Here is an 11,872-nt window from a genome sequence, read left to right as displayed (position 1 = left end):
GTTGCCGCTGTGCCAACGTCGACCTAATGCCCGTCGACAGCAGGCCCGTCGACGGCAGGGTCGCCGACGGCGATGCCCGCGACCGGTCTTGCGCGTCCGCGAAGCATTGGTTTTGGTTCGAATAAGGGCTCATCTTGCTCCCGTTCCGCGCCATCCCCCGAGGACGCTCACAGTACTGCAACTTTAAGCCGGAAATCCCTAGCTTTGGGCTCCCGTCGCCTGCAAACCACTACATGTAGTGGGCAGAGGCGAGGGTTCAAGCTAAACCCGGTCCTGGATTTAGTCAACGCTTTTTTGATCGCTGTCTCAATTCGTGACGGCCGTCGGCGACGCACTGCGGCACGTGCACTTGCAAGGGCGGTGCGGGCGCGATTGCCGCTGGAGGGGGCTGCGGAGACGGCACGGATGCCGGAAACTTCATGGCCTATTTAGTGGTCTTGCCAGACACTGTGCCGTTCAGCCGCAGCATGCGGCGGACGCCCACCTTCCCTCCACCCAGAACGACGCGATGCGCCCTCTGCCGACCCTGCTTACCCTGTCCCTGGCCGCCGCCTTCGGCGGCTTTGCCGCCACCGCGATCCGCGACGGCCTGGAAACGCCCGCCCAGGCCGCTCCCGCCGCCGCCGCGACCGTTCCGGCGATCGCCGCGCTGCCTGCGGTGGTCAGCGGCCAGCCGCTGCCGTCGCTGGCGCCGATGCTGGCCAAGGTCACCCCGGCCGTGGTCAGCGTCCACACCAAGCAGCGGGTCAAGGTCAGCCCGTTCGGCGGCGACCCGATGTTCCGGCGCATGTTCCCGGAGCTGACCCAGGAGCGCATCAACGAGTCGCTCGGCTCGGGCGTGATCGTCGACGCGCAGCGCGGCTATGTGCTGACCAACCACCACGTCATCGAAGGCGCCGACGAAGTCTCGGTGACGCTCGCCGACGGGCGCACGCTCAAGGCCGAGTTCCTGGGGTCCGATCCCGATACCGACGTGGCGCTGATGCGCATCGCCGCGCCGAACCTGATCGCGCTGCCGCTGGCCAACTCCGATGCGCTGCGCGTCGGCGACTTCGTGGTCGCTGTCGGCAATCCCTTCGGCATCGGCCAGACGGTGACCTCGGGCATCGTCTCGGCCGTGGGCCGTACCGGCCTGCGCGGGCTGGGCTTCCAGAACTTCATCCAGACCGACGCCTCGATCAATCCCGGCAACTCCGGCGGCGCGCTGGTCAACCTCAACGGCGAACTGGTCGGCATCAACACCGCCAGCTTCAACCCGCGCGGCTCGATGGCCGGCAACATCGGCCTGGGCTTCGCCATCCCCACCAGCCTGGCGCGCAACATCATGGGCCAGCTGATCGCCAACAACGGCGTGGTCATCCGCGGAACACTTGGGCTGGAATCGCAGGCGGTCGATGCGCGACTGGCGCAGGGCCTGGGCCTGGACGAGGCGCGCGGCGCGCTGGTCACGCAGGTCTACTCCGGTGGCGGTGCCGCCGCGGCCGGACTCAAGCCGGGCGACGTGATCGTCGCCGCCAACGGCGAGCGCATCGACGACCCGGATGCGCTGCGCAACTTCGAAGGCCTGCAGGCGGTGGGCAGCCGCGTCGCGCTCGACGTGCGTCGTGACGGCAAGGCGATCCAGCTGGCCACTTCGCTGCGCGAACAACCCAAATCGTTCCAGGGCATGGAACTGGATCCGCGACTGGCCGGCGCGGTGTTCGCCGAACTGCCCGAGCGCCTGCGCCAGTCGGGTTACTCGGGCGTGCTGGTCGAATCGGTCGCGCGTGGCAGCCGCGCCGCGCAGAACGGCCTGCAGAAGGACGACATCGTGACGGCCGCCACCACCGGCAAGTTCGACGATCTTCCGGGTTTCCGCGCCAGCTTCACGCAGGCTCCTGCACAGTTGATCCTGCGCGTCGTCCGCGGCGGCGGCCGGCAGGGCAACTTGCCGATGCAGTGACCTTGGGTCACCCTGACTTCAAGTCACATTGGGCAGGACAGACCTGCGACCTTTGGAGGAGTACCTGATGAATTCCACCCCCGGCGACGGCATGAAGACCCATCTGAGCGAAGCAGGCGGACACCTGAAGCAGGCAGCCGCCGATGCCGGCGAGGCGCTGCGCGGCGCGGCGACTGCGGCCGGCGATGAACTGCGCGTTGGCAAGGCCAACGTGAAAGCCGACCTGGCCGACTCCGCGCTGTCGGGAATCGCTGCGGCCGAACAGGCCGGTGGCGTCGCCCGCGAACAGGTGGATGCACTGATGGACAAGGGCCGTGACCTGATCGACAGCGCCGCCGAACTGATCCGCGAGCGTCCGCTGGCCTCCTTCGGCGTGGCATTCGCCGCCGGCTGGATCATCGCCAAGCTCGCCCGCAGCGGCGACAAGTAAGCCCACGTGAGCCAGGCCGGGGACGAGCGCGCGCCTGACGGACGCGAACCCGACGGGCGCGACCCCGACAGCAACGCGCCCGATGGCCAGGAGCCCGGGAGATCGGCCCGGATGCCTGACCTGGGGGAGACGCTGCAGGATCTGGGCGCCACCGCACGCGCCAGCCTCAGCGCCGCAACCGCATCGGCGAAAGCGATGCGCAGCCTGGTCGCCGCCGATCTGTCGCTGGCGCGCAGCGCGCTCGGTCGCGCCCTCGCCTTCGCCGGCGTGGCGATCGTCTTCGGCGCCTCGGCGTGGCTGTTCCTGATGGGCAGCCTGGTCGCCCTGCTCACCAGCCTGGGCCTGTCGTGGTTGCTGGCGATGCTGGTCGCCGCGCTGCTGAGCCTGGCCGTCACCGCTTACGCCTGCTGGCGGGCGATGCACTATTTCGACCACACCCGGCTGCAGGCCACGCGCCGGCAGCTGGCGCGGCTGGGCATCGGCGAGTTGTCCGACATCATGCCCGGCCCCGGCTCGAGCGAGTCCGCGCGCGATGCGGCCAGGCGCCATGCGCAAGCCAGCCAGAACCCTCCGAAGAAGAACGACCAGGACACTGACGCAGCGCCGCCATGACCAATGCCGTGACCCTCTCCGCGAGATCGCGCCATGCGCTTTGATCAATTGATCCAGAAGGTCGAGCAGGCCGAGGACGTGCTCGAGGCGAGCGAGCGCGGCGTCGCCGCCGACCTCGACCGGCTGCGCACCTCGTGGCGCGAGGCGTGGACGCCGGGCAGGATCGTGATCGCCGGCCTGGTCGCCGGGTTCGTCGTCGGCCGCGCCGAACCCTTGCGCACCCTGAGCAAGGGCGGCGGACTGATGCAGGTGCTGACGATGGTGTCGGGCCTGTTCGCCAGCGGCAGCGCCAAAGTCGCCGCCGAAGGTGCGCAGGATGCAGCCGCCAGTGCCGACGCGGCGGCCGGCTCAGCGGGGCCGGCCACTGCTGCGACCGCGACGACCGAAGACGAGGACGCCGCGACGCTGGCGCGCGCCGAGGCAACTGTGCAAGCTGCACGCGTCGCCGTCGTCGATCCAGTCGAAACTTGAGCATCCCAGAACCCGAGACACCTTCCGAGCCGGGACTGCCCGACGACGGCGAGGTTCCACCGAGCCCGTTGCAGCCGCGACCGCGGTCGACCAGTGCAGCGGTGGTGCTGGCCACGCTCGCGGTCGGTTACACGCTGTGGGCGGCGCAGGAACTGATCCTGCCGGTGCTGCTGGCGATGTTCTTCGCCCTGGTCGGCAACCCGATCATCCGCGGCCTGCAGAGGCTCTTCATCCCGCGTTTTCTCGGCGCGGTGCTGGTGCTGGCCGGCGGCCTGGCGGCGGCGGGCGCGCTCGGCAACCAGCTGATCGAACCGGCCGGCGAGTGGGTGCGGCAGGTGCCGCGCGAGATGAAGTCGATCGCGCCCAAGCTGCGCGACCTGACCAAGCCGATGCTCGATGCCAACAAGGCCGCGCAGAACATCGCCCGCGCCGCCGGTGGCGAGAGCACCGGCAAGCCGGTGCAGGTGATCCGCACCGAACTCAACGAACCCTACAAGGCGCTGACCGCGACGCCGCGGCGCGTGGCGTCGGTGCTGGCGGTGGTGCTGCTGACGTTCTTCTTCATGGTCTATGGCGACAACCTGCAGCGCAACGCGATCGCGCTGCTGCCCACGCGCCAGCAGAAGCAACTCACGGTCGACCTCCTGCATTCGATCGAGCGCGAGATCTCGCGCTATGTCCTGACCATCACGCTGATCAATGTCGCCCTGGGCCTGGCCCTGGCCGGTGCGCTGTACTGGCTCGGCGTGCCGCTGCAGGAGGCGCTGCTGTGGGGCACGATGGCGGCGATCCTCAACTTCGCGCCGTACGTGGGCCCGCTGATCGGCATCGTGATCATGCTGCTGATGGGCTTCGTCGCGTTCGACAAGCCGCTGCCGTCGCTGCTGCCGGCGGGCATCTACCTGATCCTGCACACCATCGAAGGGCAAATCGTCACCCCGATCGTGCTCGGCCGGCGCATGCGCCTGTCGCCACTGGTGCTGATCCTGGCGCTGATGCTGTTCGGCTGGCTGTGGGGAATCATCGGCCTGCTGCTGGCGGTGCCGTTGCTGGTGTGCGTGAAGCTGGTGCTGGACCGGATCGAGGGGATGGGGGGCTGGGCGCGGCTGTTGGAGTGAGGTAGCCCAACCCACCCTTTACCGTCCCCGGCCCTTACCGTCATCCCGGCGAACGCCGGGATCCAGGCCCGTAACCCATGGGCAGCGCCCGCCCTTTCACCTCCAGCCTTGAGCCTTCGAACTGGATCCCGGCGTTCGCCGGGATGACGGTGATGGAGGGATGACGGTGATGGTGATGGTGATGGTGATGGCGATGGCGATGGAGTCAGGGGTTCACACCGCAAACAGGCTAAAATATCGCCATGCATTTCCCCGTCCGCGCCATCACCCTCGACCTCGATGACACCTTGTGGCCGTTCGCGCCGATCGGGGCGCGGGTCGAGCAGGTGCTGCACGAGTGGCTGCAGCAGCATTGCCCCGGCACCGCGCGGCGCTTCCCGATCGCCGCCATGCGCGAGTTGCGCGAGCGCGTGTTCATCGAGCGTCCCGACCTCGCCCACGACTTCAGCCAGCTGCGCAAGCTGAGCCTGGTGCGGGCGATGGAACTCAGCGGCGACGATCCGGTCCATGCCGACGCCGCGTTCGAAACCTTCTACGCCGAGCGCAACCGCGTCGAGTTCTATCCCGATTCGCTTGCCGCGCTCGAACGCCTGGCCGCACGCGTGCCACTGGCGGCGATCAGCAACGGCAATGCCGACCTCGCACGCGTCGGCGTGTCCGCGCACTTCGTCTTCCAGCTCGGGGCGCGCGAACATGGCACGCCCAAGCCCGCGGCGAGCATCTTCCACGCCGCGTGCCGCCAGCTCGAGCTGGCACCCGGCGACGTGCTCCACGTCGGCGACGACGTCGAGATGGACGTCGTCGGCGCCCATCGCGCCGGCCTGCGCAGCTGCTGGATCAATCGCGAAAGCGCACGCTGGCCGCACGCCGACCTCCGCCCCGACCTCGAATTCACCACACTGTCCGCACTGGCCGACTGGCTGGACATCGCACAACAACCGGAACTCCTGACCGCATGAGCATCCCGCACGGTTTCGCCGACGCGAGCATCGACAGCCTGCCACTGCACGTGGTCAGCCGCGACACGATCGGCCAGTGGCGCGCGACGCAGGAGGCTTCGGTACTGGCCTGGCTCGATGCGCAGGCATTCGACGGTTCGCCATGGACCGCGATCACGCTGCCCGCCGCCGATGGTGGCATTGCCGCTGCGGTGATCGGTGTCGCCGATCTGCTCGATCCCTATTCGTACGGCCACGCGCCCTACGCGCTGCCGGTGCGTGCCTGGTCGCTGGCGACCGACCTCGCGCCCGAGGCGCGCTCGGCGCTGCACCTGGGCTGGGGCCTGGGCAGCTACCGCTTCAACCGCTACAAGCAACCGCTGCGCCAGCCGGCGCAGTTGCAGACCCGCGGCGACGACGAAGCATTCGCCCAGCTCGCCGCATGCATCCGCGTGCGCGACCTGGTCAACACGCCGACCGAGGACATGGGCCCGGACCAGCTCGAGCAGGTGGCCTGCGAACTGGCCGAGCGTTTCGGCGCGCAGATCGAGGTCATCAGCGGTGACGACCTGCTTACCCGCAATTTCCCGGCGATCCATGCAGTCGGCCGCGCCAGCCACCGCGCACCGCGGCTGATCGCGCTGCGCTGGGGAGACGAAGCACACCCGCACGTCGCCATCGTCGGCAAGGGCGTGTGCTTCGACACCGGCGGCCTCGATCTCAAGCCGGCCGACGGCATGCGCAACATGAAGAAGGACATGGGCGGTGCCGCCCATGCCATCGCCCTGGCCGAGCTGGTGATGGCGCGCAAGCTGCCGCTGCGCATGACCCTGCTGGTGCCGGCGGTCGAGAATTCGATCGGCCCCAATGCGTTCCGCCCGGGCGAAGTGATCGCCACGCGCCAGGGCATGTCGGTGGAGATCGACAACACCGATGCCGAGGGCCGCGTGGTCCTGTGCGATGCCCTCACCTATGCCGGCGAGCTGAAGCCGGCGCTGCTGCTCGACTTCGCCACGCTCACCGGTGCCGCACGCATCGCATTGGGTCCGGACCTGCCGGCGCTGTACAGCAACGACGAAGACGTCGCGCGGCTGTGGCTGGAGTCCGGCATCGAGCAGCGCGATCCGCTGTGGCGCATGCCGCTGTGGCGGCCGTACCTGCGCTACCTGACCAGCACCGTCGCCGACATCGCCAACGGCGGCCCGTCGAAGATGGCCGGCAGCATTGCGGCTGCGATCTACCTGGAGCGCTTCGTTCCGGCCACGCAGAAGTGGGCGCACCTGGACGTCTACAGCTGGAACGACAGCGACCGTCCGGGCCGTCCGGCCGGCGGTGAAGCGCAAGGTCTGCGCGGCGCCTATGGGCTGCTCAGGAAGCTGTCCTCGACGTAGTGATAGCGATATCCCTGCCCCGTCCCCCTGCTCCGGGCCCGTTCGGCTCCTGCACAAACTGACTTCCGGCAGGTTGGCGCAATCGGTTCTGTGACGTCACACTAGGCGCCGTCTTGCGTCTGGTGTGCATATGACTGCCTCGTCCGACCTGCTCAAGGAATTGCGCATAGACCGTAGCGCGCCACCGCCGCCGGCTTCACGCCGCGGCCTGTGGATCGCGCTCGCCGTCGCTGCGGGTGTGCTCGTATTGGTACTGGCGGCGTGGGCCGTGCTCGGCCGCGAACGCGCGGTCGAAGTCCGGACCGCGACCGTCACCGCCATCGGCAACGGCGGCAACGCCTCCGTGCTCGATGCCACCGGCTATGTGGTCGCCCGACGCATGGCTACGGTGTCGGCGAAGATCACCGGCAAGGTGCGCGAGGTGATGATCGAGGAAGGCCAGAAGGTCGAGGAAGGTCAGGTCATGGCCACGCTAGATCCGATCGACGCCAACGCCGAACGCACGCTCGCCAACGCCCAGGTCGGCGCCTCGCGCAGCCAGGTCGAGAGCGTGCGCGCACGCCTGTCCGAGGCCGAAGCCAACGCCCGCCGCCTGTCGACGCTGGTCAACCAGCAGCTGGTGTCGAAGGCGCAGTACGACGAAGCCATCGCCGCGCGCGATTCGCTGCGCGCCGAGCTGACCACCTCCGAACGCAACGCCAAGGTTGCCGGCGACCGCCTGCACATCGCCGACCTGGGCGTGGACAACACCATCGTGCGCGCGCCGTTCGCCGGCGTGGTCACGGCCAAGGCCGCGCAGCCGGGCGAAATAGTCTCGCCGCTGGCTACCGGCGGCTTCACCCGTACCGGCATCGGCACCATCGTCGACATGGATTCGCTGGAGATCGAGGTCGAGGTCGGCGAGGCCTTCATCGGCCGCGTGCAGCCGAAGATGCCGGTCGAGGCGACGCTCAATGCCTACCAGGACTGGAAGATCCCGGCCGAGGTGATCGCGATCATCCCCGCCGCCGACCGCGGCAAGGCCACGGTCAAGGTGCGCGTCGCGCTCAAGGCCAAGGACCCGCGCATCGTCCCCGACATGGGCGTGCGCGTAAGCTTCCTGGAAGCCGGCAAGGCCGATGCGCCGAAGCAGAAGCCGGGCGTGCTGGTGCCAGCCGCGGCGATCAGCAATCGCGACGGCAAGCAACTCGCCTTCGTCGTCTCTGATGAGAAGGTGCAACGGCGCGAAGTCAGCGTTGGCCGCAGCCTGGGCGATGACCGCGAGGTCACGCAGGGCCTCTCAGGCGGCGAGACGGTCGTGCTCGATCCTCCCACGAGTCTGGCCGATGGCGACCGCGTGCGCGTTGCCGCCGCCGGCGCCGAGCAGGACGGCGATTCGGCAAGCGAATAGAAATCCGACCGCACAGCAATCCAAACTGGAAGTCCACGCAGTTCCTCCTCCTACCGTATCGAGGACGTCGCAATGTCTACGCTGGTTTCGATCCGCAATCTCAGGAAGACCTATCAACGCGGTCCGGAAAAGGTGGAGGTGCTGCATAGCATCGACCTGGACATCCCCAAGGGCGACTTCGTCGCGCTGATGGGCCCGTCCGGCTCGGGCAAGACCACCCTGCTCAACCTCATCGGCGGTCTCGACTCGCCCACCGGCGGCGAGATCCAGGTCGACGGCCAGCGCATCGATACGCTCAGTGCCGGCCAGTTGTCGCAGTGGCGCAGCCACAACGTCGGCTTCGTCTTCCAGTTCTACAACCTGATGCCGACGCTCAACGCGCAGAAGAACGTCGAGCTGCCGCTGCTGCTGACCAAGCTGTCGTCGGCGCAGCGCAAGCGCAACGCCGAGATCGCCCTGCAGCTGGTCGGCCTGGCCGATCGCGGCAAGCACCGCCCGAATGAATTGTCCGGCGGCCAGCAGCAGCGCGTGGCGATCGCCCGCGCGATCGTATCCGACCCGACCCTGCTGATCTGCGACGAACCGACCGGTGACCTCGATCGCCAGTCCGCCGAGGAGATCCTGGCGCTGCTGCAGTCGCTCAATCGCGACCACGGCAAGACCATCATCATGGTCACCCACGATCCCAAGGCCGCCGACCACGCCCAGCGCACGATCCACCTCGACAAGGGCACCCTGGTCGAGCGTGAGCTGGCGGTGGAGCACTGACACATCGATAGCCCCTCTCCCGCTTGCGGGAGAGGGGTTGGGGTGAGGGCAGCGCGCGGATAGGTTATCGGCCGCCTGCCCTCATCCGCCCTTCGGGCCCCTTCTCCCGCGCGCGGGAGAAGGAATCATCAGAGATTCGAGGAAGCAGAGATGAAATACCTGCACCTGATCTGGGCCGCGCTGTTCCGCAGCAAGACCCGCACGTTTTTGACGCTGTTGTCGGTGACAACCGCATTCCTGCTGTTCGGGATGCTCGACTCGGTGCGCGTGGCGTTCAACTCCGGTGGCAGCGTCACCGGCGCCAACCGCCTGGTCGTTGCTTCGCGCCTGTCGATCACGCAGATGCTGCCGTACAGCCTCGACACGCAGATCAAGACGATCCCGGGCGTGAAGCAGTCGGCCTACGCGGCCTGGTTCGGCGGCATCTACCAGGATCCGAAGAACTTCTTCGCCAACTTCTCCGTCGGCCCCGGCTACCTGGACCTGTATCCGGAGTTCAAGCTCCCGGCCGAGCAGCGCAAGGCGTGGGAAGGCAACCGCACCGGCGCCATCGTCGGCGAGTCTCTGGCCAAGCGCCACGGCTGGAAGATCGGCGACACCATCCCGTTGCAGGCGACCATCTTCCCGACCCAGGGCAGCAACAACTGGTCGTTCAAGCTCGATGGCATCTTCCGCATCGACGACGAGAAGATGAAAGCGCAGGAGAACGTGCTGTTCTTCCACTGGAAGTACTTCGACGAGGCCAACGACTACGTCAAGGGTCGCGTCGGCTGGTACATCGTCAAGGTCGCCGATGGCGCCAACTCCGACGGCGTCGCCAAGACCATCGACTCGCTCTCGGCCAACTCCGACCACGAAACCAAGGCGCAGACCGAGGCGGCATTCAACCAGGCCTTCGCCAAGCAGTTCGCCGACATCGGCCTGATCGTCACGGGCATCATGGCTGCGGTGTTCTTCACCCTGCTGCTGCTGACCGGCAACACGATGGCGCAGGCGGTGCGCGAGCGCGTTCCGGAACTGGCGGTGCTCAAGACCATCGGCTTCTCCAACCGCAGCGTGCTGTGGCTGGTGCTGGCCGAATCGATCCTGCTGGTGGTGCTCGGCGGCGTGATCGGAATGGGCATCGCGGCGTTGCTGATGCCGGGCGTGAGCAAGGCCAGCGGCGGCATGATCCAGTTGCCGACGGTGCTGGGGCAGACCTGGGCACTGGGACTGGGCTTGATGCTCGCCATTGGCGTGATCGTGGGCCTGCTGCCGGCATTGCGTGGCATGCGCCTGAACATCGTCGATGCCCTCGCCGGCCGCTGAGCCAAGGAGATCCTGATGAAATTCCTGATCAATCTGGGCATCGCCCTCCTGCTCATCGCCGGCCTGGTGGCCTGGGCATTGCTGCCCTGGTACCTGGTGCTGGCGGTGCTGGTGCTGTTCGTGGCCTGGCTGCTGGTCACGCGCTCCGGGCGACTGGCATGGGAGGCGGCGAAGATCGGCCTGGCGAGCCTGCCGCAACGCTGGGGTGCGTCATCGGTCATCGTGGTCGGCATCGCCGGCGTGGTCGGCGTGCTGGTGGCGATGCTGGCAATGGGCGAAGGCTTCAAGGCCACGCTCAACCAGACCGGCAGCGACACAACCGCGATCATCCTGCGCGGCGGTTCGCAGGCCGAGACCAATTCGGTCATCACCCGCGACCAGGTGCCGCTGATCTCGTCGCTGGCCGGCATCGCGCGCGACGCCAACGGCCAGCAGGTGTTCTCGCCGGAGCTGTCGCAGGTGGTCAACCTGGTCAGCAAAGCCGACGGCACCGACGCCAACGTGCAGTTCCGCGGCGTGGGTCCGATGGCGTGGACGTTGCGACCGAAGCTGAAGATCGTCGAAGGCCGCAAGTTCAACCCCGGCATGCGCGAGCTGGTGGTGGGCCGCGGCGCACAGAAGCAGTTCGTCGGCCTGGAGGTCGGCAAGCAGCTCAAGCTCGCCAACCAGATGTGGACCGTGGTGGGTGCGTTCTCGTCCGGCGATTCGCACGACTCGGAACTGTGGGCCGACGTCGACGTGCTCGGACCGGCTTATCAGCGCCAGGCGTTCCAGTCGGTGACGGCCAAGCTCGATGGCAAGGACGGCTTCAACCGCCTGAAGGCCGCGCTCGCCGGCGATCCGCGCCTGAAGCTGGACGTGCAGACCACGCACGACTACTACGCCAAGCAGTCGGAGGGTCTGACCAAGCTGATCAACATCCTGGGCAAGGTGATCGGCACGATCATGGCGATCGGCGCGGTGTTCGGCGCGCTCAACACGATGTTCGCCGCCGTCGCGGGCCGCGCACGAGAGATCGCGACGATGCGCGCGATCGGCTTCCGCGGCGTGCCGGTGGTGGTGGCGGTGATGCTGGAGACGATGCTGCTGGCGCTGCTGGGCGGGCTGATCGGCGCCGGGCTGGCGTGGCTGGTGTTCAACGGCTACACGGTGTCGACACTGGGCAACAACTTCAGCCAGGTCGTGTTCCAGTTCAAGGTCTCGCCGGAGCTGCTGTGGAACGGCCTGAAGTGGGCGCTCGGCATCGGCCTGGTCGGCGGCCTGTTCCCGGCGCTGCGCGCGGCGCGGCTGCCGGTGACCGAGGCGTTGCGCGCGGCGTAAGGCGCGGTTGCTTTGGGACGGTGATAGCAGGGGCGCTTCGGCGCCCCTGTTCTTTTGGGGCTTGAAGTTTGGCGTTGCCCGGCTTGCTCCTGCGGAAGGGCGTCGTTCGCCGGGCTGGGGATTGCTCCGCCCCTTAGTCGGACATCCTGTCCGAATGCGGGGCGCGGGACATCCATGTCCCGCT

At 67.8% G+C, this 11,872-nt stretch carries 11 protein-coding genes; all 11 read left to right on the top strand.

Annotated elements, in window-relative coordinates:
• Nucleotides 1-508: 508 nt before the first annotated feature.
• The 11 genes from AC3A3X_RS13100 to AC3A3X_RS13050 all read left to right on the top strand — a co-directional run bounded on the left by AC3A3X_RS13100 (nucleotide 509) and on the right by AC3A3X_RS13050 (nucleotide 11,688).
• Entirely contained in the window at nucleotides 509-1,942 is a 1,434-nt protein-coding gene (locus AC3A3X_RS13100) for a trypsin-like peptidase domain-containing protein (protein ID WP_487583466.1), read from the top strand.
• Nucleotides 1,943-2,009: 67 nt separating this feature from the next.
• A complete protein-coding gene (locus AC3A3X_RS13095) occupies nucleotides 2,010-2,372 on the top strand; it encodes a hypothetical protein (protein ID WP_487583465.1) in 363 nt (120 codons plus the stop codon).
• A gap of 111 nt (nucleotides 2,373-2,483) precedes the next feature.
• A complete protein-coding gene (locus AC3A3X_RS13090; RefSeq protein ID WP_487583464.1) occupies nucleotides 2,484-2,984 on the top strand; it encodes a phage holin family protein in 501 nt (166 codons plus the stop codon).
• A gap of 33 nt (nucleotides 2,985-3,017) precedes the next feature.
• The gene (locus tag AC3A3X_RS13085; RefSeq protein ID WP_487583463.1) at nucleotides 3,018-3,455 is read left to right on the top strand and encodes a hypothetical protein; all 438 of its coding nucleotides are present in this window, start codon (nucleotides 3,018-3,020) and stop codon (nucleotides 3,453-3,455) included.
• Nucleotides 3,456-3,457: 2 nt separating this feature from the next.
• Nucleotides 3,458-4,573 carry an AI-2E family transporter gene (locus AC3A3X_RS13080; protein ID WP_487583516.1) on the top strand — a complete coding sequence of 372 codons (1,116 nt, stop codon included), beginning with the start codon at nucleotides 3,458-3,460 and terminating at the stop codon, nucleotides 4,571-4,573.
• 242 nt (nucleotides 4,574-4,815) lie between these two features.
• The gene (locus AC3A3X_RS13075; RefSeq protein ID WP_487583462.1) at nucleotides 4,816-5,532 is read left to right on the top strand and encodes an HAD-IA family hydrolase; all 717 of its coding nucleotides are present in this window, start codon (nucleotides 4,816-4,818) and stop codon (nucleotides 5,530-5,532) included.
• The gene (locus tag AC3A3X_RS13070; RefSeq protein WP_487583461.1) at nucleotides 5,529-6,902 is read left to right on the top strand and encodes a leucyl aminopeptidase family protein; all 1,374 of its coding nucleotides are present in this window, start codon (nucleotides 5,529-5,531) and stop codon (nucleotides 6,900-6,902) included. The genes AC3A3X_RS13075 and AC3A3X_RS13070 overlap by 4 nt, the downstream gene beginning before the upstream one ends.
• Nucleotides 6,903-7,032: 130 nt before the next feature.
• A complete protein-coding gene (locus AC3A3X_RS13065; protein WP_487583460.1) occupies nucleotides 7,033-8,292 on the top strand; it encodes an efflux RND transporter periplasmic adaptor subunit in 1,260 nt (419 codons plus the stop codon).
• A 72-nt stretch (nucleotides 8,293-8,364) separates the two neighbouring features.
• Nucleotides 8,365-9,060, top strand: coding sequence for an ABC transporter ATP-binding protein (locus tag AC3A3X_RS13060; RefSeq protein ID WP_487583459.1), 696 nt, complete (start codon nucleotides 8,365-8,367; stop codon nucleotides 9,058-9,060).
• A 150-nt stretch (nucleotides 9,061-9,210) separates the two neighbouring features.
• Nucleotides 9,211-10,368 carry an ABC transporter permease gene (locus AC3A3X_RS13055; protein WP_487583458.1) on the top strand — a complete coding sequence of 386 codons (1,158 nt, stop codon included), beginning with the start codon at nucleotides 9,211-9,213 and terminating at the stop codon, nucleotides 10,366-10,368.
• Between the two features lie 15 nt (nucleotides 10,369-10,383).
• A complete protein-coding gene (locus AC3A3X_RS13050; RefSeq protein ID WP_487583457.1) occupies nucleotides 10,384-11,688 on the top strand; it encodes an ABC transporter permease in 1,305 nt (434 codons plus the stop codon).
• The last annotated feature ends 184 nt before the right edge of the window (nucleotides 11,689-11,872 follow it).

The sequence above is a fragment of the Lysobacter sp. Soil_N_23 genome (assembly GCF_057656135.1).
The sequence above is the reverse complement of the archived record's forward strand: the minus strand, read 5'-3'. Positions and strand labels throughout refer to the sequence as shown.